General features: G+C 68.3%; 18 protein-coding genes. 7 read left to right on the forward strand and 11 right to left on the reverse strand.

Features of this window, described 5'->3' with window-relative positions; genetic code table 11:
- Nucleotides 1-11: 11 nt before the first annotated feature.
- Nucleotides 12-1355, reverse strand: coding sequence for a PQQ-like beta-propeller repeat protein (locus C6Y53_RS00735; protein WP_106470691.1), 1344 nt, complete (start codon nucleotides 1353-1355; stop codon nucleotides 12-14).
- 45 nt (nucleotides 1356-1400) lie between these two features.
- Nucleotides 1401-2072, reverse strand: coding sequence for a tetratricopeptide repeat protein (locus tag C6Y53_RS00740; protein ID WP_106470692.1), 672 nt, complete (start codon nucleotides 2070-2072; stop codon nucleotides 1401-1403).
- Between the two features lie 244 nt (nucleotides 2073-2316).
- Here C6Y53_RS00740 and C6Y53_RS00745 point away from each other — a divergent pair, with 244 nt between their 5' ends.
- From C6Y53_RS00745 to C6Y53_RS00755, 3 genes are read left to right on the forward strand one after another with little or no spacing between them, the layout of a single operon-like run.
- Nucleotides 2317-3555 (forward strand): efflux RND transporter periplasmic adaptor subunit, encoded by a 1239-nt coding sequence (locus C6Y53_RS00745; protein ID WP_106470693.1) that lies wholly within the window; start codon nucleotides 2317-2319, stop codon nucleotides 3553-3555.
- Nucleotides 3552-7379, forward strand: coding sequence for an efflux RND transporter permease subunit (locus tag C6Y53_RS00750; protein WP_106470694.1), 3828 nt, complete (start codon nucleotides 3552-3554; stop codon nucleotides 7377-7379). The genes C6Y53_RS00745 and C6Y53_RS00750 overlap by 4 nt, the downstream gene beginning before the upstream one ends.
- Nucleotides 7380-7437: 58 nt before the next feature.
- A complete protein-coding gene (locus C6Y53_RS00755; RefSeq protein ID WP_106470695.1) occupies nucleotides 7438-7977 on the forward strand; it encodes a hypothetical protein in 540 nt (179 codons plus the stop codon).
- Between the two features lie 22 nt (nucleotides 7978-7999).
- On the opposite strand, the gene C6Y53_RS00760 is transcribed toward C6Y53_RS00755, so the two are convergent.
- Both C6Y53_RS00760 and C6Y53_RS00765 read right to left on the reverse strand, forming a co-directional pair.
- Nucleotides 8000-9811 carry an ABCB family ABC transporter ATP-binding protein/permease gene (locus C6Y53_RS00760; protein WP_106470696.1) on the reverse strand — a complete coding sequence of 604 codons (1812 nt, stop codon included), beginning with the start codon at nucleotides 9809-9811 and terminating at the stop codon, nucleotides 8000-8002.
- Nucleotides 9812-9820: 9 nt separating this feature from the next.
- On the reverse strand, nucleotides 9821-11149 hold the full coding sequence (locus tag C6Y53_RS00765; RefSeq protein WP_106470697.1) for a LysM peptidoglycan-binding domain-containing protein: 1329 nt from the start codon (nucleotides 11147-11149) through the stop codon (nucleotides 9821-9823).
- A gap of 108 nt (nucleotides 11150-11257) precedes the next feature.
- Here C6Y53_RS00765 and C6Y53_RS00770 point away from each other — a divergent pair, with 108 nt between their 5' ends.
- On the forward strand, nucleotides 11258-11809 hold the full coding sequence (locus tag C6Y53_RS00770; protein ID WP_106470698.1) for an LOG family protein: 552 nt from the start codon (nucleotides 11258-11260) through the stop codon (nucleotides 11807-11809).
- A 129-nt stretch (nucleotides 11810-11938) separates the two neighbouring features.
- On the opposite strand, the gene C6Y53_RS00775 is transcribed toward C6Y53_RS00770, so the two are convergent.
- The 6 genes from C6Y53_RS00775 to C6Y53_RS00800 form a co-directional block, all read right to left on the reverse strand.
- Nucleotides 11939-12541, reverse strand: a complete 603-nt coding sequence (locus C6Y53_RS00775) for a superoxide dismutase (protein WP_106470699.1) — start codon at nucleotides 12539-12541, stop codon at nucleotides 11939-11941.
- Nucleotides 12542-12668: 127 nt separating this feature from the next.
- Complete coding sequence (locus C6Y53_RS00780) at nucleotides 12669-13244, reverse strand: sarcosine oxidase subunit gamma (RefSeq protein WP_106470700.1); 576 nt, start codon at nucleotides 13242-13244, stop codon at nucleotides 12669-12671.
- Nucleotides 13237-16248 (reverse strand): sarcosine oxidase subunit alpha family protein, encoded by a 3012-nt coding sequence (locus C6Y53_RS00785; protein WP_106470701.1) that lies wholly within the window; start codon nucleotides 16246-16248, stop codon nucleotides 13237-13239. Before C6Y53_RS00785 ends, C6Y53_RS00780 begins: the two co-directional genes overlap by 8 nt.
- Nucleotides 16249-16315: 67 nt before the next feature.
- On the reverse strand, nucleotides 16316-16645 hold the full coding sequence (locus tag C6Y53_RS00790) for a sarcosine oxidase subunit delta (RefSeq protein WP_106470702.1): 330 nt from the start codon (nucleotides 16643-16645) through the stop codon (nucleotides 16316-16318).
- Nucleotides 16646-16649: 4 nt separating this feature from the next.
- A complete protein-coding gene (locus C6Y53_RS00795) occupies nucleotides 16650-16982 on the reverse strand; it encodes a TfoX/Sxy family protein (protein WP_106470703.1) in 333 nt (110 codons plus the stop codon).
- A complete protein-coding gene (locus C6Y53_RS00800; protein ID WP_106470704.1) occupies nucleotides 16982-18226 on the reverse strand; it encodes a sarcosine oxidase subunit beta family protein in 1245 nt (414 codons plus the stop codon). Before C6Y53_RS00800 ends, C6Y53_RS00795 begins: the two co-directional genes overlap by 1 nt.
- A gap of 250 nt (nucleotides 18227-18476) precedes the next feature.
- Here C6Y53_RS00800 and ccmI point away from each other — a divergent pair, with 250 nt between their 5' ends.
- From ccmI to C6Y53_RS00815, 3 genes are read left to right on the forward strand one after another with little or no spacing between them, the layout of a single operon-like run.
- Nucleotides 18477-19706 (forward strand): c-type cytochrome biogenesis protein CcmI, encoded by a 1230-nt coding sequence (gene ccmI, locus C6Y53_RS00805; protein WP_106470705.1) that lies wholly within the window; start codon nucleotides 18477-18479, stop codon nucleotides 19704-19706.
- Nucleotides 19703-20179, forward strand: a complete 477-nt coding sequence (gene ruvX / locus C6Y53_RS00810) for a Holliday junction resolvase RuvX (protein ID WP_106470706.1) — start codon at nucleotides 19703-19705, stop codon at nucleotides 20177-20179. The genes ccmI and ruvX overlap by 4 nt, the downstream gene beginning before the upstream one ends.
- The gene (locus C6Y53_RS00815; RefSeq protein ID WP_106470707.1) at nucleotides 20176-20421 is read left to right on the forward strand and encodes a DUF1289 domain-containing protein; all 246 of its coding nucleotides are present in this window, start codon (nucleotides 20176-20178) and stop codon (nucleotides 20419-20421) included. The genes ruvX and C6Y53_RS00815 overlap by 4 nt, the downstream gene beginning before the upstream one ends.
- Nucleotides 20422-20553: 132 nt before the next feature.
- Here C6Y53_RS00815 and C6Y53_RS00820 read toward each other — a convergent pair whose 3' ends face one another.
- On the reverse strand, nucleotides 20554-21033 hold the full coding sequence (locus tag C6Y53_RS00820) for a DUF6505 family protein (RefSeq protein WP_106473878.1): 480 nt from the start codon (nucleotides 21031-21033) through the stop codon (nucleotides 20554-20556).
- Nucleotides 21034-21042: the final 9 nt, after the last annotated feature.

Genomic DNA, 21042 nt, shown 5'->3' on the forward strand with positions numbered 1-21042 from the left:
GCATCCGCCGCTCAACGGAAAGCGTGCAGTTCACCCTTGCGGCTGACCACATACAGCGTTCCGCCCGCCACCGCCGGGGGCGTCGCCGCGCCATCGGGGATGGCCGTCGAGGCGACGAGCACCCCGTTTTCCGGCGCGAAGAACCGCAACTGGCCGTCGCCCGAGGCCACCGCGAGCCGCGACCCGGCGAGGATCGGACCGTAATTCGCATAGGACGGCCCGCGCTTGCGCGGCTTGTCCTTGAGGAACCCGGGCAGGTTCGCCGACCAGATCACGCTGCCATCGCCTGCATCGATACGCAGCAGGCGGTTCAGGTCGGACACCGCAAAGATCGAATCGCCGACCGGCCAGACAGGCCCCAGCGCGCCTTCGCGGGCGGTCCAAATCCGGTCGCCGGTGCTGGCATTCAGCGCCACGATCCGGCCCGAATGGTTGCCCGCGTAAATGCGGCTGCCCGACACCACCGGCGCGCCGGTCACGTCGCCGATCCGGGCCGCGGCGCTGCCCTTGCGCCGGCCCGCCACCGAGGCGTTCCAGCGGCGCAGCCCGCCGCGGCGGAAACTGCCGACGATATCGCCCGAGCCGAAGGCAAACACCACCAGGTCGCCGGCGAGCACCGGCGCGGGCGCGCCCAGGACGTTGGACCCGCTGACCGGGGCCTCGGTCTGCCACAGGATGCGTCCGTCGGCGGTGTTCACCGCCCAGCCGGTGCTGTCACCGGCCACCAGGTAAACGAGGCTGCCGCTAACCAGCGGCGCGCCCGATCCGGTCGCGCCCAGCTTCTGGTTCCAGCGCACGCCCCCCGACCGGGCATCGAGCGCCGTCAGTTCCCCGAACCCGGTCGAAACGTAGAGCGTGCCGCCGGCATAGGCCAGCCCGCCCCCGGTTGCCTCGCCGGGCTTGTCGGCGGGCGGGGTCAGGTCCACGCTCCAGGCGACGGCGCCCTGCGGCGTAACCGCCGACACCCGCGCGCCCGAATCGAGCGTGTAGACCAGGCCGCCACCGACGACCGGGGCCGCGGTGATGCGCAGCTTGCGGCTGTCGCCAGCGCCGATATTGACCGACCAGATCCGCTGCGGCGCAACCCGGAGCGCGGCATTCGCGGTGCGATATGCCGGGGTTCCCGGCGATTGCGGCCAGTCCGCATTGCCGCGCTGCCCCGGCAGGCCGATGGCGCGTGACCGGTTCGCGGTGGTGGCGGGCGCGGTCGGCGAGTCCTCGGCCAGTTCGGGACGGATGTCCTCGCGCACGCCCGGCAGGATCACTTCTTTCTCCGCGCAGCCGGTAAGCAGAACCAGCGCGGCGATCAGCGCGGCGCCGATGCCGCCGCGCCCCGGATTGTTCAGATAAGTCATGTGCCTGCGCCCGCTCCCTTCGCTGCCCTTTCGCCGCGCCGCCGCCTAGCCCTGGGCAGCCCCGGGCATCTGAGGCGTGCCGCCAAGCGCCACAATCACCTGCACCGCGCGTTGTTGCAAGTCCGGCGTCGCCTCGGCGTCCTGCAGGATCGCGTTCAGCCGGCCGATCGCCGCGCCGGCGTCACCGGCCGAGATATCGAGCAGCGCCAGCTGTTCCTCGGCCAGCAGCCGCAGCGGCGCGCCGGGCGCGGCCAGCGCCTCGAACCCCTGCCGCAGCGCCGGTTCGTCGAGGCTGTCCATTTGCAGCGTCAGCGCCTTGAAGGTGGCGATCTGGCGATAGATCGCCGGCAATTCGCCATCGGCGCCCACCGCCTCGAGCTGGGCCACCGCCGACGCGCGGTCGCCGGCCTCGGACTGTGCCGCGGCGGTCAGCATCCGCACGATGGCCTGCCCGCCATGGCTGTCGGTGGCGATCTCCTCCAGCGCGGCGGCGCGGTCCCCGGCGGCATCCGGGGCCAGGGCCGCCATGATGTCGTCGCCCAGCCTTTCGGCGGCGGCGCGGGCCTGGCCCTTGCGGTATTCGTTGAACCCGGCCCCGCCCACGATCAACAGGATCGCCAGCACGGCAATCCATCCATACCGCTTGAGCAGCGCATAGAGACGGTCGCGGCGGACCTCTTCGGTCACTTCTTCGATGAAACTGTCGGTATCGCTCATGTATCTGTCCTGCGGGCGGTCCTGTGGCGCCCGTCTTATCGCGCCCGTCCGGCCAAGCCAAGTGGCGGCGACCGATACGCGGCCCGGCGCCGCGCAAGTCGCGGGCAAACCGCCGCAAAACCCGTCGCAGCACGGCAGAAAACCCGAAGTTTGATGCCCTGGGTGCTGTCGGAATGAAAAAAACCCATATATACACCGCCGTGCCGGCTTTTCATGGCCGGAAAGGAGGAGCCCGAGGCAGACGATGCGACCGATCCCCTTGCTCACAGCGATTCTGGTGATGCTCGCGCTTTATGGTCTGGTGCTGCAGCGCGACGCGCTGCTGGCCTTTGCCCGCGGCGAACCGCAGGACCAGCAGGCAGACCCGTCATTCACCGCCGATATCCCGGCGCAAGCCGCACCGCAACCGGATCTGATCGGCGTCGTCGTGCGCCGCAGCACCGCGCGCGAAATCGACAGCGCGGTGATCCTGCGCGGCCAGACGCGTGCCTTGCGGCAGGTCGAGGTGCGCGCCGAAACCTCGGCCATCGTGATCTCGGATCCGCTGCGCAAGGGGGCCTTCGTCAAACGGGGCGACCTGCTGTGCAAGCTGGATCCCGGCGTGCGCGAGGCGGCGCTGGCCGAGGCCAGCGCGAAACTGAAGGAAGCCCGCAGCCGGGTGCCCGAATCCGAGGCCTGGCTGAAAGAGGCCCATGCCCGGCTGGGCGAGGCGCAGATCAACTACAACGCGGCGCGAAAGCTGAAAGAAGGCGGCTATGCCTCCGACACCCGGCTGGCCGCGACCGAGGCGGCCATTCGCGCCGCCGAAGCCAACCTTGCCACCGCGCGAACGCGGCTGGACACCACCCGTTCGGGGATCGAGGCGGCGCAGGCCGCCGTGGCCGCCGCGGAACGGGAAATCGCCCGGCTGACCATCACCGCCCCCTTCGACGGGCTGCTGGAATCCGATGCCGCCGAACTGGGCAGCCTGATGCAGCCCGGCAGCCTCTGCGCCACCGTGATCCAGCTCGACCCGGTCAAGCTGGTCGGGTTCGTCCCCGAAACCGAGGTCGCGCGGGTCAAGGTCGGTGCGCCCGCGGGCGCCGAACTGGCGACCGGCCAGCGCGTCGAGGGCAAGGTGACCTTCATCAGCCGGTCCGCCGATCCGCTCACCCGCACCTTCGAGGTCGAGATCTCCGTGCCCAACCCCGATCTGGCGATCCGTGACGGCCAGACCGCCGCCATCGCCGTGCAGGCGGCGGGCGCGATGGCCCACCTGCTGCCGCAATCGGCGCTGACGCTGAACAATGACGGCCAGCTCGGCGTGCGGGTGGTCAGCGACGATGCCATCGTCGGTTTCCTGCCGGTGTCGCTGGTCAGGGATACGGTGGATGGCATCTGGGTCGACGGGTTGCCCGCCGAGGCCAACGTGATCGTGGTCGGGCAGGATTTCGTCACCGCCGGGGTTCGGGTGAAACCGACTTGGCAGGAAACGGACCAATGACCGGTATCGTCGACTGGGCCGCTGCGCGGGCGCGCATGGTCCTGGCCTTCATCGCGCTGTCGCTGGTGATCGGTGCGTCGGCCTATGTCGGCCTGCCCAAGGAAGGCGAACCCGACATCGACATCCCGATGCTGTTCGTCTCGGTCCAGTTTCCCGGCATTTCCGCCGAGGACAGCGAAAGCCTGCTGATCAAGCCGATGGAAACCGAGCTGTCCGATCTCGACGGGCTGGACAAGATGACCGCCACCGCGGCGGAAAACTATGCCGGTATCCTGCTCGAGTTCGATTTCGGCTGGGACAAGTCCGCCACCGTGGCCGACGTGCGCGACGCGATGAACTCGGCGCAGGGCAAGTTTCCCGACGGGGCCGAGCAATACGAGGTGACCGAGATCAATTTCTCGGAGTTTCCGATCGTGATCGTCAACCTGACCGGCGCGGTGCCCGAACGGACCATGGCGCAGATCGCGCGCGACCTGCGCGACGAGATCGAGACGCTCGATTCCGTGCTCGAGGCCGGGATCGCGGGCAGCCGGGACGAGATGCTCGAGGTGATCATCGACCCGCTGCGGCTGGAATCCTACAATGTCACCGCGCTCGAACTGATCAACGTGGTGCAGAACAACAACCAGCTGATTGCCGCCGGCGAGGTGGAAACCGCGCAGGGCACGTTCGCGGTCAAGATCCCGTCATCCTTCGACGACCCGCTGGATGTCTACGACCTGCCGGTCAAGACCAATGGCGACCGGGTGGTGACGCTGGGCGACCTGGCCCAGATCAATTTCACCTTCGAGGACCGCGTCGGAACCGCCCGGTTCAACGGCGAGAAAACGGTGGCGTTGCAGGTGGTGAAACGCAAGGGGTTCAACCTGATCGACACCGTCGACGAGGTAAGGACGGTGATCGCGGAAACCCGCGCCAAGTGGCCACCGGAATTGCAGGCCGCTGTCGAGGTCGGCACCTCGAACGACCAGAGCCGCATCGTCGGGTCGATGGTGCGCCAGCTCGAGGGGTCGGTCCTGACCGCCGTGGCGCTTGTGATGATCGTGGTGCTTGCCGCGCTGGGCAGCCGGGCGGCGCTGCTGGTCGGATTCGCGATCCCGACCTCGTTCCTGCTGTGCTTTGCCTATCTCGCCGCGATGGGCGTCTCGATATCCAACATCGTGATGTTCGGCCTGATCCTGGCGGTGGGGATGCTGGTCGACGGTGCCATCGTCGTGGTGGAATATGCCGACAAGCGCATCCACGAGGGCGTCGGCCCCATGCATGCCTATGTCGAGGCCGCCAAGCGCATGTTCTGGCCCATCGTCGCCTCGACCGCGACCACGCTCTGCGCCTTTCTGCCGATGCTGTTCTGGCCGGGTGTGCCCGGCGAATTCATGGGGATGCTGCCGATCACGCTGATCTTCGTGCTGTCGGCATCGCTGGTGGTGGCGCTGGTGTACCTGCCGGTGGTCGGCGGTGTCACCGGACGGATTTCGCGGCTCTTTGCCGGGGCCTCGGACGGGCTGCGCGCCCGCCTGCCCTGGATCGCGTGCGCGGCCCTGGTGCCGGTCGCGCTCTACGGGCTGTTCGTGGCGGCTATGCAGGTGCTGAACCCGCAATACCTGCTGCCCGCCGAAACCCCTGCCCTGGCCGGGTCGCTGATCGGCGCCCTGCTGTTCATCGCCGCCGCCTTTGCCGCCTCGATCACGCTGGACGCCGCGCGTATCGAACGCACCCCGCGCCGCGTGCAGACCGGCCACAGGCACACGCTGTTCGGTCATTTCATCAAGCTGATCGCGGGCAACCCGGTGATGCCCCTCGTGGCGATCGGCCTGGTGTTCATGGCGATCTTCCAGGTGGTGTTCGTGGAATACCCGGCGCGGTCGCGCGGGGTCGAGTTCTTTGTCGAATCGGAACCGGAACAGGCCACGCTGTTCGTGCGCGCGCGCGGCAACCTGTCGCTGGATCAGGCCGATGCGCTGGTCCGCGAGGCCGAAGCGGTGCTGGACGCGCACCCGGCGGTCATCAACATGTTCGCCTTTGCCGGCGATGGCGGGCTGAACACCGACGCCAGCGGCGCGCAGGTGCCGGCCGATACCGTGGGCCGGATCCAGTTCGAGCTGATCCCGTGGGAGGACCGCCCGTCCACCACCCAGAGCCTGTTCGGCGGCTGGTTCGAACGGGAGATTCGCGCCGAGGATTATGACGGCGACGCCGTGATCGCCGAACTGGAAACCGCCCTGGCCGAACTGCCCGGCTTTGAAACCGAAATCCTGCCGCTGGGCCGTGGCCCGGCCTCGGCCAAGCCGGTCCATCTGCGGCTGAAATCCGACAATGGCGCCGACCTGCTGGCCGCGACCGAACTGGCGCGCGCGCAGTTCGACCAGATGCCCGGGCTGGTGCAGATCGAGGACACGCTGCCGCTGCCCGGCATCGACTGGCAGATCGACGTGGACGTGGAAAAGGCCGGCCGTTTCGGCGCCGACGTGGCCACCGTGGGCGCGATGGTGCAGCTGGTCACGCGCGGCATCCTGCTCGATACCATGCGGGTCGACAGCTCGGACGAGGAGATCGAGATCCGGGTTCGCCTGCCCGACGAGTTTCGCGTGCTGTCCACGCTCGACAACCTGCGGGTGCGCACCCATGACGGGCTGGTGCCGCTGTCGAATTTCATCACCCGCAAACCGGTCGGGAAACTGGCCTCGATCAGCCGCGTCGACCAGCATCGTTTCTACGACGTCAAGGCGGATGTGGAAACCGGGCTGACCAAGCTGGTCGCCCGCGACGCCGGAACCGGCGGCGAGACGCCGCTGGCCTTGCTGCACGAAGTGACCGGCAGCGAGGTCGCGACCGGCCCGACCCTGACCGCGCCGTCCGGGGCAACGCTGGAACTGAGGAAACTGCTGGGCGCGGAGGGGTTCGAGGACGCCCGCGCGGCCTATGACGCGGGCACCGCGCGGCTGGTTCCGGTCAATGCCAACGAACGGATCGCATCGCTGGACGCCTGGCTCGACACCGGCCCCTTCCCGGCCTCGGTGGACTGGGAATGGACCGGCGACCGCGAGGAACAGGCCGAATCGCAAGCCTTTCTGTCCAAGGCCTTTGCCGCGGCGCTGGGGCTGATGTTCGTGATCCTGCTGACCCAGTTCAACAGTTTCTACAACTCGGTCCTGGTTCTGCTGGCGGTGATCATGTCCACCACCGGCGTGCTGATCGGGATGATGGTGATGGATCAGCCGTTCTCGATCATCATGACCGGCACCGGCATCGTCGCGCTGGCGGGGATCGTGGTGAACAACAACATCGTGCTGATCGACACCTATCAGGAGTTTTCCAGCCACATGCCGCCGATCGAGGCGATCGTGCGCACCGCCGAGGCGCGGATCCGCCCGGTGCTGCTGACCACGATCACCACCATGGCCGGCCTGACCCCGATGATGTTCGGCCTGTCGCTCGATTTCATCGGCGGCGGCTACTCCATCGACAGCCCGACCTCGCTGTGGTGGAAACAGCTCGCCACCGCGGTGGTGTTCGGGCTGGGCATCGCCACCATGCTGACGCTGATCGTCACGCCGTCCTTCCTCGCGCTCAGGGTCTGGGCGGGAACCTATATGCGCTGGATCGGCCGGCTCTGGGCGCGGCTGACCGGCGGGCGCGACGGGCTGGCCGCCCGCGACGCGCGGCTGCGCAAGGCGGCGCGGGCGCTCGGTCCGATCGAGATCATCTGGGAAGACGGCGCCGCCCGGGACGCCACGGGTGATGTTCCGGCGCACAGTGATGGACCCGACGACACCGGCAAGTCGCCCCACCCGCCGGCCTCGCCGCTGCGCGCCGCCGAATAGGCGCGACTTTGCCCCGCCCCGCTGCTAGGCTGGCCCCATCCACCGGGGACGGGCCACCATGACCGGCGACATACTCGAACTGCTGGCAACCTATTCGCCGCTGGCGATTCTCTTTGCCGCGCTGGTGGCCGCCGGCGTGTTCCTGGTCCAGAAATCCACCGAACGCGCGATCCTGGCCGAGTTCGACCGCCGCGCCAAGCTGTTCGAGCTTGGCGTCGAGCGCCGGTCGCGCTTCGAGGAGATGATCCTGCTCGAACGTTACGAGACCATCGGCGATATCCTGAACCGCCTGACCCGGATCGCCAGCGACCTGAACCGGCGCCGCCACGGCACCGAGGTCGAGGGGCTGATCCGCGACGGCGACATCGTGCCCCTGACCGAGGTGTTCGAGATCCTGGGCGCGCGGCGGCATATCCTGACCGAGCGGTTCCACCCGATCCTGGGCCAGATGGCCGGGCTGCTGATCCGGTTGGCCAACACGCCTGACGATGCGGCCGCGCGGCAGGTTCAGGATGAATACGGCGCCCTGCAATCGCGGCTGCAGGACGAGATCACCACCGCGTTCGGACTGGACCGGATCGTGTGGGCAGAACCCTGAACCGGCCGCTGGGCTGGCCCGCTCAGGCCGCCTCGTCGGTCTGCTGGCGATACCAGAGCTGGGCGTAACGCCCGCCCCGTGCCAGCAGTTCGTCATGGGTGCCCTGTTCGACGATCTCGCCGCGTTCCAGCACCACGATGCGGTCCGCTTCGGCGATGGTGGACAGCCGGTGCGCGATGGTGATCACCGTGCGCCCCTGCCCCGCCTGCGCCAGTGCACCCTTGATTTCCTGTTCGGTTTCGGTGTCCAGCGCGCTGGTCGCCTCGTCCAGCAACAGGATCGGCGGGTTCTTCAGCAAGGTCCGGGCGATGCCGACCCGCTGCTTTTCGCCGCCCGACAGTTTCAGGCCGCGTTCGCCCACCATCGTGTCATAGCCATCGGGCAGCGACATGATGAACTGGTGGATCTGCGCGGCAGCAGCCGCCGTCTCCACATCCGCCTGCGTGGCCCCGTCGCGCCCATAGGCGATGTTGTAGCGGATGGTGTCGTTGAACAGCACCGTATCCTGCGGCACCACGCCGATGGCGGCATGCAGGCTCTGCTGGGTCACCTCGCGGATGTCCTGGCCATCGATGAGCAGCGCGCCCCCGGTCACGTCGTAGAACCTGAACAGCAGCCGCCCGATGGTGGATTTTCCCGAACCGGTCGCCCCGACGATGGCCACCGTCCGGGCCGCGGGCACGGTCAGACTGACCCCCTTGAGGATCTCGCGGTCCGGATCATAGGAAAACCGGACGTCGCGCAGCTCGATCGCGCCGCCGGTCACGGCCAGATCGGGCGCGCCGGGGCGATCCGCCACCTCGGTCGGCTGTTCCAGCAGGTCGAACATTTCACCCATGTCGACCAGGCTCTGCCGGATCTCGCGATAGACGGTGCCGAGAAAGTTCAGCGGTATGGTGATCTGGATCATGTAGGCGTTGACCATGACGAAATCGCCCACCGTCAGCGTGCCCGCCTGCACCCCCAGCGCCGCCAGGACCATCACGCCCACCAGCCCCGCGGTGATCAGCAGCGACTGGCCGAAATTGAGAAAGGCCAGCGAATAGGAGGTCTTGAGCGCCGCCTGTTCGTATTGCCGCATCGCGCCGTCATAGCGTTCGGCCTCGCGGGCCTCGGCCCCGAAATACTTGACCGTTTCATAGTTCAGCAGGCTGTCGATCGCCTTCTGGTTGGCGTCGGTGTCCTGGTCGTTCATCTCGCGGCGCAGCTTGACCCGCCATTCGGTGACCTTGAAGGTGAACCAGACATAAAGCGCGATGGTGACGCTCACGATTGCGAGATACCAGACGTCGAACAGCGTGGTCAGGATGATCGCGACCAGCAGCAGCTCCAGGATCAGCGGCCCGACGCTGAGCAGCATGAACCGCAACAGGAACTCGACGCCCTTGACCCCGCGTTCGATGATCCGGCTCAGGCCGCCGGTCCGGCGCGAAATGTGATAGCGCAGCGACAGGCGGTGGATGTGGCCGAAGGTTTCCAGCGCCAGCTGTCGCAGCGCCCGTTGCGTCACCGGGGCAAAGACCGCGTCCCGCAATTGCTGGAACCCCACGTTCAACAGCCGCGCGACGCCATAGGCCACGGTCAGCCCCACCGCCCCCAGGGCCAGCACCGGCACGGCGCCATCCTTGGCCAGCGCATCGACCGCGCCCTTGTAGAGGATCGGCGTGCCGACCGCGATCAGCTTGGACAGCAGCAGCAGCAGCAGTGCGCCCACCACCCGGCGTTTGACCCAGGGCTGGTCGTCGGGCCAGAGATAGGGGGCGACCTTGCGGATGGTGCGCATCCCCGACCGGCGCTCGTCGGCATGGAGTTCGGGATCAGGTGCTGGGGACATGTAGAACGGTCATTCCTGGCGTTGGATCGGGTCGTCCGGCAGGGCAAAGACCTGGCCGGGATAGATCAGGTCGGCGTCACGGATCGCCGAACGATTGGCTTCGAACACGCGGACATAGAAAAAACCGTCCCCGTAGCGTTCGCGCGAAATGGCCCATAACGTGTCGCCGCGCTGCACCGTCACCTCGCGCAGCACCGCCGATCCGGGCGATTGCGCGCCGGGCCGCTCCAGGACCTCCGGCGCCTCGCGCTGGAACGGGGTTTCCAGCCGGCTGGTCACGCCGCCGCCATCGCCCATCTCGTCGAGCCGCAATGCGTAAACCCCCGGCGGCACATCCGGCAACCGCCCCTTCCAGCGCCCGGCCCCATCGGCGCCCAGCTCGGCCACCAGCCTGTTGTCGAGATAGACCCGCACCGAGCGGTTGGCCCCGGCACGGCCGCTCAGCAGCACTTCGCCGCGATCGGTATAGCCGATGGTATCCAGCTGAACCTGATCGGGCGCCCCTGCGGCGTCCGCGGAGGGCGATATCAGGTCCACCCCGTCGCGCGATGCCCGCAGCACCGCGACCGTTCCCGATGCCTCTGTTACCTCTGTCGCGTCCGCCGTGGGTCCGGACCCGGACGGTGTCTGCGGCATGGCGGGCGACACCGATGCCACAGCCATCTGGTCGGGTTTGGCGTCCTCCTTCGGCCCGGCGGGCATCGGCCGGGCCACCGCACCCGCATCGTCCTCCGCGATCACCTGACCGGCATCCGCGGCCGGCGGCCTAGCCGGGCGCGGGGCGAGAATCACCTGGTCTTCCGATGCCGCCACGGCCCCGTCCGCCTCCGCGCTCAGGGTCAGGACCACGGGATCGTCGCCCGGCTCCATCGCGATGATCGAGGCAAATGCGCCACCGGCATCGGCCTCCTGCACCGCGCCCGCGCGCCCGTCCAGCAGCACCGTCACCCGGCTGCCGGGGGCGGCGCGGCCCGCGACCACCACCATCCCGCTATCGTCGACCCGTGCCAGATCGATCGAGGGTAAAACCGGTGCGGGTGCATCCGCCGGCGGCGCCGCAACCGGCGCGGGCTGCGGCGTCGGCGCATCCATCACGGCGACCTCGGCAACGGTTTCAGGAACGGCCGCTTCTTCCGGTGCAATACCCGAACCGGTTGGCCCCGCCGCGATCCCGGTCTCCGCCCGCTCTGGCCGAACGTCACCGGGTCCCGGCGCATCCGGCCCGGGCGCATCCGGCCCGGGCGTGCGATACCAGGCCAGGGCCACAACCGCGGCAATCGCCGCGCCCAGTGCCCAGCTGGCCCACCCGGTTCCATATGCGCCGGAAAATCTTGCCATGCGCTTTCCTCTTGCCCGCCTGCCGCTGCCGGTTGAGCCGCTCCGGCGACCGCGCTATCACCGGTCCGAGCCGAAGTTACACCCGACAATCAACGCGAAAGGCCGCCGATGTCCGCCAAATCCGTCTGTGTCTATTGCGGATCGCGCGCAGGCGCAACGCCGCTCTACACCGAACACGCCACCGCCCTGGGCCACGCGCTGGCGGCCGAAGGCTGGCGTCTGGTCTATGGCGCGGGCGATGTGGGGCTGATGGGCGCGGTCGCCCGGGCCGCGCAGGCGGGCGGCGGCGACACGTTCGGCGTCATCCCCGCCCATCTCGTCTCGCGCGAGGTCGGCAAGACCGACCTGAACCGCTATGTCGTCACCGAAACGATGCATGAACGCAAGAAGGTCATGTTCATGAATGCCGACGCGGTGGTGGTCCTGCCCGGCGGCGCGGGATCGCTGGACGAACTGTTCGAGGCGCTCACCTGGCGCCAGCTCGGCCTGCACGCCAAGCCGATCGTGGTGCTGAATTCCGGCGGCTACTGGACACCGCTCCGGACGCTTCTGGACGGCATCATCGCGGATGGTTTTGCCGAGGCGTCGCTGGCCGGGTTCATCGACTGGGCGGATACCCCCGACGCGGCAATGGCCACCTTGCGCGCCGCCCTGGCCTGATCGCGCCCGCTTCCTCTTGCCGGAAATATCCCCGCCGGAGGCTCCCGCAATCCGCCACCCGCGCAAGCCCTGAACGCAAAGCGCCCGGACATCTGGCCCGGGCGCCCTGCCGTCCTGCGACGCGCGGTGTCAGCTCATCCGCGAGGCGACGTTTTCCCAGTTCACGAGATTGTTCAGGAAGTTCTCCAGATAGGCCGGCCGCTTGTTGCGGAAGTCGATGTAGTAGGAATGCTCCCACACGTCGCAGCCCAGCAGCGCGGTCTGGCCCGAACACAGCGGGTTCACGCCGTTCTCGGTCTTGGTGACCGCCAGCGACCCGTCCGGGTTCTGCACCAGCCAGCACCAGCCCGATCCGAACTGGCCCGCGCCCGCGGCGCCGAAGGCCGCCCGGAACTCGTCCACCGATCCGAAGCTGCCGGTGATCGCCTTCTCCAACTCGCCCGGCATCTTGCTTTCGCCCGGCCCCATCATTTCCCAGAACTGGTTGTGGTTCCACAACTGGCTGATATTGTTGAAAATCCCGTTCTGGGCCACCGCGCCGGCATCATAGGTGCCGACGATGATCTCCTCGAGGCTCTTGCCGGCCCATTCGGTGCCTTCGATCAGCTTGTTGCCGTTGTCCACATAGGCCTTGTGGTGCAGGTCGTGGTGATATTCCAGCGTTTCCGCCGACATCCCGTTGGCTGCCAGCGCGTCATGTGCGTAGGGAAGATCCGGTAGTTCAAAAGCCATGTGTCGGCCCTCCGTGATTGGTGTGCGTTACCCGTTTCATGGGCCGCGCATCCCGGCAGGTCAAGGGGGCGTCCCAAAGAACGGCGGATGGCAGGCAGGGATGCGCGCCACCCCACCCGCGCCCGGGTCACGCCCCGGTGCGGAACAATCCCACCTCCGAGCCCGGCAGGGCCGAGGTCTTCAGCAACTCGAACATGTAGGGCGCCACCGAGCGGAAACAGACGATCCGCATGGTTTCGCCATCGGGCATCCAGAACGCCGCCGGCACCTGGGCCATGCGCGACCGCCTAAACTCTCCCGGCTCGAAGATGCCGGGGGCGAAATCCACCGGGGCGAGCTTGGCCATAACCTCGCGCACCCGGTCCCCGCGCAGTTCGAACATGGCGCGGGCATCCGACATGTCGACCGCCAGCGCATGGCTGCCGGCCAGGGTGACATGCAGCGCCGCCAGCGCCCCGGAAACCTCGTCATAGGGGCAGAACAGCAGCAACTCGTCCGGCGACATCCATGCGGCGGCGCGGTCCTCCGCCTGCACGATCGCACGCTGTTTCGGTATCGCCACGCCAAAGGTCTTCAGGGCGGCCTTCAGCGGCCGCGCATCGAGATTTCCGCGCAGGGTGATCATCCCCTGCAGGCCGGTTTCGCGCAGGGCCACGAACCCGTCGAAGGTCATGCCGTCCAGCGCGCTCTTCGCTTCAGACATTCTGCTTCTCCCCGTCCCTGTCATAGAATACCGGATCCACGATCCGGGCATGATAGGTCTTGCCGTCCGTGCCGGGAAATTCCAGCACCTCGCCCATGCGGTCGGGCCCGTGACGCACCAGCCCCATGGCAATGCCCCGGTCCAGCGTCGGGGAATGATAGGTCGAGGTAACCCGCCCCTGGACCTTGCGCTGTCCGGTTTCGTTGACGCCCTCATCGACCGCATAGGCGCCATCGGGCAGAACCGATCCGTCGGTGGTTTCCAGCCCCACCAGTTTCCAGCGGCCGGGGTCGGTCATGTGGCTGCGGGCCTGGGCCCGCTTGCCCAGGTAATCGTCCTTCTTCTTCGAGATCGCCCAGTCGAGGCCGAGATCCTGCGGGATCACGGTGCCATCGGTTTCATCGCCGATCATGATGAAGCCCTTCTCGGCACGCATGATGTGCAGGCATTCGGTGCCATAGGGCATGACCCCGAACTCGCGCCCGGCCTCATGGAGCGTGTCCCAGAAGGCACGGCCCCGCGATGCGGGCACCGCGATTTCATAGCTCAGTTCGCCCGAGAACGAGATGCGGAAGACGCGGGCCGGAACTCCGCCGATCTCGCCATCGGCCCAGGCCATGAACGGCAGCGCCTCCTTCGAGACATCCATGCCGCCCAGTTTCTCCAGCAGTTTGCGGGCCTTCGGTCCGACCACGGCCACCTGCGCGTATTGTTCGGTGACATTGGCCACATGGACCTGCCAGTCCCACCATTCGGTCTGCAGCCATTCCTCCATATGGGCATGGATGCGCTCGGCCCCGCCGGTGGTGGTGTGGCACAGCCAGGTGTCGTCGTCGATCCGCGCCACCACGCCATCGTCGATCAGGAAGCCGTTTTCCGAACACATCAGCCCATAGCGGCAGCGTCCGGGTTTCAGCGTCGACATCATGTTCGTATAGAGCATGTCGAGGAACCGGCCCGCGTCGGGGCCCTTGACCAGCAGCTTGCCCAGCGTGGAAGCATCAAGCATCCCAAGGGCTTCCCGCGTGTTCCTCACCTCGCGCATCACCGCGTCATGGATGGTTTCGCCCGCGCGCGGATAGGCGTAGGGCCGGCGCCAGTGGCCGACCGGTTCCCAATGGGCGCCATGGGCGGCATGCCAGTCATGTATCGGCGTCTGCCGCACCGGCTGAAACAATGCGCCGCGGGCCTCGCCGGCGATCGCCCCCATCGAGATCGGCGTATAGGGCGGCCGGAAGGTGGTGGTGCCCACGGCCGGGATCTCGGCACCCAGCGCATCGGCCAGCGTCGCCAGCCCGTTGATATTGCTCAGCTTGCCCTGGTCGGTGGCCATGCCCAGCGTGGTGTAGCGCTTGGTGTGTTCGACGCTTTCATAGCCTTCGCGCGCGGCGAGCTGGACATCGGACACCTTGACGTCGTTCTGAAAATCCAGCCACGCCTTGGCCCGCAGCGCCGGTTCCGCCCGGGCCGGCATGAGCCATACCGGCTCGGGTGCGGCCTCGGGCGCCGCCGCGGCCCGTGGCACGGCGGATTTCCGCGGCTTCAGCCCTGCGCCTTCGGCGGCGGCGCGGCCCGCCGCGTGGGCATCGGCCAGCCCCGCGGCCAGATCGAGCACACCGCTGGCGGCACCGGCGGCGATCACGAAGCCCTGCCCGTCGGCCCCGGTGGGCGGGCGGTCCGGGTCGGGGCGGAAATGCGCCTGCGCCGCGTCCCAGGCCAACTTGCCGCCGCAATGGGACCAAAGATGCACGACCGGCGACCAGCCGCCCGACATGGCGACCGCGTCGGCCTCGATCGCTTCGAGCGCGCCGCCCTGCCCGTGCTGGGCGCAGATCTGGACCTTGCGCACGCGTTTGCCGCCGGTGACCTTGCCGATGGCGCGGCCGCAATCGACGCGAATCCCGGCCTCGACCGCCTGTTGCATCAGCTCTCCGCCGCCGGTTTCGCGGGCATCCAGCACCCGCAGCACGGTGATCCCCGCCGCCCGCAGGCACAGCGCAGTGCGATAGGCGTCGTCGTTGTTGGTGGCGATGACCACGCGCGAGCCGGGCGCGACGGCCCAGTTCACGACATAGTCGCGCATGGCCGAGGCCAGCATCACCCCCGGCACGTCATTGCCGGCGAATGACAGCGGCCGTTCGATGGCGCCGGTGGCGGTCACGATCCGGCGGGCGCGAATACGCCAGAGCCGGTGGCGCGGCGCCGCCGTTTCGGGCGCGTGATCGGTCAGCCGTTCATAGCCCAGCAGGTAACCGTGGTCATAGACCCCCGCCCCCATGCAGCGCAGCCGCAGGGTGACATTGTCCATCGCGCCGAGTTCGGCCAGGGCGGCATCGACGAAGGCCTGCGGCGCGCGCCCGTCGATCTCGCCCCCGTCGACCGGGGCGCGGCCGCCCCAATGGGCGCTCTGCTCCATCAGCATCACCCGCGCGCCCGCGCGGGCGGCCTCCAGCGCAGCGGTCAGCCCGGCCACGCCGCCCCCGACCACCGCCACGTCGAAACTGGCGTGCAGGTGTTCATAGCGGTCGGCATCCCGGCTCTTGGGGACCTGCCCCAGCCCCGCCGACCGGCGGATGACGGGTTCATAGACATGTTTCCAGAACGCGCGCGGAAACATGAAGGTCTTGTAGTAAAACCCCGCCGGCAGGAACCGCGACAGCTTGGCATTGATGGCGCCGATATCGAATTCGAGGCTGGGCCAGTGGTTCTGCGATCGCGCCCTGAGCCCGTCGAACAGTTCGGTCGTGGTGGCCCGCTGGTTGGGTTCGAACCGCGCCCCGTCGCCGAGATTGACCAGCGCGTTGGGTTCCTCGGCACCAGCGGCCACCGCGCCGCGCGGGCGGTGATACTTGAAGGACCGGCCCATCATGACCTGGTCGTTGGCCAGCAGCGCCGAGGCCAGCGTGTCGCCGGGATGGCCGGTCAGGTCCCGGCCGTTGAAGGTAAAGCGCAGGGTCTTGCCGCGGTCGATCAGGCGGCCCTGAGTGGCGATGCGTGTGCTCATGCGGCTGGCCTTTCGCGGGTCGAGATGCCGGAGCCTCCGGCGGGGATATTTCTGGCAAGAGGAAGCATCAGGCGATATCCCTCCACCGCCAGCCAGAGCGTCTTGCGGTGATCGCGTCGCGGATCGACTGCGGCGGCTCGGTCGTCTGCGCCGGATAGGTGCCGAACACCTCGAGCGTGGCGGTGCAGCGGGCGGCGTGGAACCATTTGCCGCATCCGTTCACATGCCGCCAGCGTTCGAAATGCACCCCACGGGGGTTTTCGCGCGAGAACAGGTAGTCGCGAAACGCGTCATCGGTCGAGCCCGGACCGTGGCGGGACAGGTGGGCCTCGCCCCCGCCATGCAGTTCGGTTTCATCGGCCTCGACGCCGCAGCAGGGGCAGGTCAGGATCAGCATCGGCTCACTCCTTCGGTGGCAGGGCCGCCACATGGGCCAGCGCCAGTTCGGTCAGGCGGGTGCGGGTGGCGGTGTCATCGAACCGGTCGTCGTCAAGCCGGACGAAACCGCCCATCCTGCGCCCGCCCATGATCATCGGCCCGACACCGGGGAGCGCCAGCGCCTCGGCCTCCCGGTCCTTGCCGGGGCGGTAGAGCGCGCCCTGCCCGCCCACACCGCCGATCATGTTGCCATGCAGGAGGAAGCACAGCCCGCCGAACATCTTCTTTTCCGACAGCCCCGGCAGCGGGCCGAGATCGGCGCGCATGGTGTCGGCCTGGGTCCGGGAACAGGCCATCAATGCGCCACCCCCGCGGCCACGCTTTCGTCGATGAAACGGCCGTCGCGGAACCGGTCCAGCGAAAACGGGTCGGTCAGGGGCGACCGCCCGGTGGCCATCAGTTCGGCCATGCCCCAGCCCGAGCCGGGGATCGACTTGAACCCGCCGGTGCCCCAGCCGCAGTTGATGAAACAGCCGTCGAGCGGCGTTTTCGACAGGATCGGAGAACGGTCGCCGGTCATGTCCACGATCCCGCCCCATTGGCGCAGCATCTTCAGGCGGCTGATCATCGGGAAGGTCTCGACCAGCGCGCGCACGGTTTCCTCGACATGGTGGAAGCTGCCGCGCTGGGTGTAGTTGTTGAACCCGTCCGCGCCGCCGCCGATCACCATTTCGCCCTTGTCCGACTGGCTCATGTAGCCATGCACGGTGTTGGCCATCACCACCACGTCCATGCAGGGCTTGATCGGTTCGGAGACCAGCGCCTGCAGCGCCACGCTTTCGATCGGCAGGCGGAACCCGGCCATGCCCGCCAGCACCCCGGAATGCCCCGCGACCACGAGGCCGAGCTTGGCGCAGCCGATCGTGCCCCGGCTGGTCTGGACGCCGGTCACGCGCCCGGCCTCGGTGCGCACGCCGGTCACCTCGCATTTCTGGATGATGTGCATGCCCATGTCCGAACAGGCCCGCGCATAGCCCCAGGCCACGGCGTCATGGCGCGCGGTGCCGCCACGTTCCTGCCACAGCCCGCCCAGCACCGGGTAGCGCGGCCCGTCGAGATTGATGATCGGCACCAGTTCCTTGACCCGCGCCGGGCTGATCCATTCGGTCTGAACCCCCTGCAGGGCGTTGGCATGGGCGGTGCGCCTGTAGCCGCGCACCTCGTGTTCGGTCTGGGCCAGCATGATCACGCCGCGCGGGCTGAACATCACGTTGTAGTTCAGGTCCTGGCTGAGCGTTTCGTAGAGACCGCGCGCCTTTTCGTAGATCGCCGCCGACGGATCCTGCAGGTAGTTGGAGCGGATGATGGTCGTGTTGCGCCCGGTATTGCCGCCGCCCAGCCAGCCCTTTTCCAGCACCGCGACATTGGTGATGCCGAAATTGCGGCCCAGGTAATAGGCGGTCGCCAGCCCGTGACCGCCCGCGCCGACGATGATCACGTCATAGCGGTCGCGCGGCTCGGGGCTGGCCCAGGCACGGGTCCAGCCGCTGTGGTTGCGGAAGGCTTCGCGCGCGACGGCGAAGGCGGAATAGCGTTTCATGCGGACCCTCCGGGACGGGTTTGCGACGGGAATCGCATCAGCGAATTGTAGCATTGGTATCACCACCGGCGCGCAGAGTGGAGGATACCCGACACGGCATATTCGGTACGATTTGCGACATCGGGCGACCCGCGCGGCACCAAAGCGCGGATTTGCCGCGCCACGGTTCGCAAGGCGCACATCTTTGTGGCTTTTGTCCCGGCCCCGGCGGCGATAAACCGGGCCGGGTATCAATCTGGCGAAGGTTCCGATGACGTTCTGGATCATCTCATCCGCGCTCGCGCTTGTCGTTTCGGCCCTGCTGGCGCTGGCGCTGCTGCGCCGACATACGACCGAAGAACCCGCTGCGGCCTATGACATGCGGGTCTATCGCGACCAGCTGCGCGAGGTCGAGCGCGACCTGGCCCGCGGGGTGATCGGCGCGGCGGATGCGGATCGCGTGCGCACCGAGGTATCGCGGCGCATCCTGGCCGCGGACGCCAAGCTGCGGGCCACCGGGTCGGGCGCCGGGGCATCGCGGGGGCTGACGCTGGCCGCGGCGGCCGCGCTGGGGCTCGTCGTCATCGGCGGCAGCCTGGCGATCTATCGCGTTCTCGGGGCGCCGGGCTATGGCGACCTGGCGCTGTCGCGCCGGATCGAGCTGGCCGCCGAGATGCGCGCGGCGCGGCCATCGCAGGCCGAGGCGGAGAACAGCCTGCCGCCGATGCCCGACATGGCGCAGAAACCGGCGGCGGATTATCTCGCGCTGCTCGAAAAGCTGCGCGACACCGTCGCGGACCGGCCCGACGATCTGCAGGGGCAGCAGTTGCTGGCTCGCAACGAGGCGGTCGTCGGCAATTTCGCCGCCTCCTACGCCGCGCAGCGCAAGGTCATCGAACTCAAAGGGGCAGCGGCCTCTGCCGGCGATCATGCGGAACTGGCCGACAAGCTGATCCTTGCCGCCGGCGGCTATGTCTCGCCCGAGGCCGAGGCGGCGTTGAGCCGAGCGCTGAAACGTGATCCGTCCAATGGCATCGCGCGGTATTACTGGGGGTTGATGGAGGCCCAGACCGGGCGTCCCGACCTGGCCTTTCGCCGCTGGGCGATCCTGCTGAACGACAGCCCGCCCGATGCGCCCTGGGTGCCGCCGATCCGGGCGCAGATCGCGGACATGGCGCTGCGCGCCGGCGTCGATTACGCGCTGCCCGCACCCACCGGCGGACGCGGCCCGAGTGCGGCCGATATCGACGCCGCGTCACGGATGAGCGCAACCGACCGCGCGGACATGATCGGGTCGATGGTCGACGGGCTGTCCGACCGGCTGGCGACCGAGGGCGGCCCGCCGGAGGAATGGGCCCGCCTGATCGGTGCGCTGGGCGTGCTGGGCGAAGCCGACCGGGCCCGCGCGATCCACGACGAGGCCAGCCGCGTGTTCGCGGGCAGGCCAGACGCGCTGGACCTGATCGCCGCCGCCGCGCGACAGGCCGGGCTGGAGCCATGATCCACGAGGAAATCGAGGATTTTGCCGCCGCCTGCGCCCCCGGCACCGCGCTGATCGGGCTGGATTACGGCGAACGCACCATCGGCGTGGCGGTGTCGGACGGGTTCCGCGCCGTGGCCAGCCCGCTGGAAACCATCCGGCGGCGGAAATTCGGCGCGGATGCCGCGCGGCTGCTGGAGATCGCGACGGATCGCGGGATCGGCGGGCTGGTGATCGGGCTGCCGCGCAACATGGACGGCTCGGAGGGGCCGCGCTGCCAGTCGACCCGCGCCTTTGCCCGCAACCTGACCCGCCTCACCGACCTGCCGATCGGGTTCTGGGACGAACGGTTGTCCACGGTGGCCGCCGAACGGGCGCTGCTGGAGGCGGATACGTCACGAAAACGTCGCGCCGAGGTGATCGACCATGTTGCCGCGGGCTATATCCTGCAGGGGGCGCTGGACCGGATGCGCCACCTGGGAGGACGGGAATGAACGAACGCAGCAAGGTCTGGACGCGCGACGAGCTGGAAAGTCCCTGCATCCAGGTCTGCGTGATCCATCCTGCCGAACGCATCTGCACCGGCTGTTATCGCAGCATCGAGGAAATCACCCGCTGGTCGCAGATGACCCCGGATGAACGCCGCGCGATCATGGCCGAACTGCCGGCACGCGCGCCCCGGCTGGCGCGGCGGCGCGGCGGGCGCATGGCGCGGCTGGGCAAGGCCGGGACCTGATTTTCCCGGCCATCGGCAGAAGGCTGAGTGCGGGAACGAGGGGCCAGCCCCTCGCGCTCCCCGGAGTTTTTCCGGCAAGATGAAGGGAGCCCCGCCGCGTCAGGGTACGGCGGGCGCGGTCGGAATGGCGGACTATTCGTCGGGGGTGGCGTGGATGGCGAGTTGGGCGATATCCGCCTCGGGCGCCTCGATCACGCGAAAGCTTTCGCGCACCCCCGCCCCGGTCAGATCGCGCGCCACGGTCAGCAGCGTATTGGGTGCATGATCGGCACAGAGATCGGTCATATGGGCAAGCTCGTCCCGCGCCACCGGCAAGGCCGCGTCGATGGAGGGCGCGCCGTAGAGGGTGGTGAAATGCCCCGCCAGGGCGATGGTCAGCGCGTCGAGTTCGGCCTGTTCGATCGTGGTCACGGCGACAAAGGTGACCCGGCCGAACGTGTCCAGCCCCAGCCAGCCATTGGCAAAGGCCTGGCGCGCCTTGCCGGTGAGATCGGCGCCGGTCCAGTCGGAGAACTCGAACCCGCCGGAGATGCACCATTCGCCGGTCCGGGCGGGCGAATGGAAGATCCGGGTGTCGCTGTCGTCGAAATGGATCGCGCGGGCCAGTTTCATCATGTCGTC

The organism is Pukyongiella litopenaei, from assembly GCF_003008555.2.
GTDB classification, from domain to species: domain Bacteria; phylum Pseudomonadota; class Alphaproteobacteria; order Rhodobacterales; family Rhodobacteraceae; genus Pukyongiella; species Pukyongiella litopenaei.

Coding starts and splice junctions, on each gene's coding strand:
- C6Y53_RS00765 (WP_106470697.1), bottom strand. CDS start 11,149: ATGGCAAGATTTTCCGGCGCATATGGAACCGGGTGGGCCAGCTGGGCA.
- C6Y53_RS00785 (WP_106470701.1), bottom strand. CDS start 16,248: ATGAGCACACGCATCGCCACTCAGGGCCGCCTGATCGACCGCGGCAAG.
- C6Y53_RS00750 (WP_106470694.1), top strand. CDS start 3,552: ATGACCGGTATCGTCGACTGGGCCGCTGCGCGGGCGCGCATGGTCCTG.
- C6Y53_RS00770 (WP_106470698.1), top strand. CDS start 11,258: ATGTCCGCCAAATCCGTCTGTGTCTATTGCGGATCGCGCGCAGGCGCA.
- C6Y53_RS00755 (WP_106470695.1), top strand. CDS start 7,438: ATGACCGGCGACATACTCGAACTGCTGGCAACCTATTCGCCGCTGGCG.
- C6Y53_RS00775 (WP_106470699.1), bottom strand. CDS start 12,541: ATGGCTTTTGAACTACCGGATCTTCCCTACGCACATGACGCGCTGGCA.
- C6Y53_RS00745 (WP_106470693.1), top strand. CDS start 2,317: ATGCGACCGATCCCCTTGCTCACAGCGATTCTGGTGATGCTCGCGCTT.
- ruvX (WP_106470706.1), top strand. CDS start 19,703: ATGATCCACGAGGAAATCGAGGATTTTGCCGCCGCCTGCGCCCCCGGC.
- C6Y53_RS00815 (WP_106470707.1), top strand. CDS start 20,176: ATGAACGAACGCAGCAAGGTCTGGACGCGCGACGAGCTGGAAAGTCCC.
- C6Y53_RS00790 (WP_106470702.1), bottom strand. CDS start 16,645: ATGCTGATCCTGACCTGCCCCTGCTGCGGCGTCGAGGCCGATGAAACC.
- C6Y53_RS00795 (WP_106470703.1), bottom strand. CDS start 16,982: ATGGCCTGTTCCCGGACCCAGGCCGACACCATGCGCGCCGATCTCGGC.
- ccmI (WP_106470705.1), top strand. CDS start 18,477: ATGACGTTCTGGATCATCTCATCCGCGCTCGCGCTTGTCGTTTCGGCC.
- C6Y53_RS00760 (WP_106470696.1), bottom strand. CDS start 9,811: ATGTCCCCAGCACCTGATCCCGAACTCCATGCCGACGAGCGCCGGTCG.
- C6Y53_RS00800 (WP_106470704.1), bottom strand. CDS start 18,226: ATGAAACGCTATTCCGCCTTCGCCGTCGCGCGCGAAGCCTTCCGCAAC.
- C6Y53_RS00740 (WP_106470692.1), bottom strand. CDS start 2,072: ATGAGCGATACCGACAGTTTCATCGAAGAAGTGACCGAAGAGGTCCGC.
- C6Y53_RS00820 (WP_106473878.1), bottom strand. CDS start 21,033: ATGAAACTGGCCCGCGCGATCCATTTCGACGACAGCGACACCCGGATC.
- C6Y53_RS00780 (WP_106470700.1), bottom strand. CDS start 13,244: ATGTCTGAAGCGAAGAGCGCGCTGGACGGCATGACCTTCGACGGGTTC.
- C6Y53_RS00735 (WP_106470691.1), bottom strand. CDS start 1,355: ATGACTTATCTGAACAATCCGGGGCGCGGCGGCATCGGCGCCGCGCTG.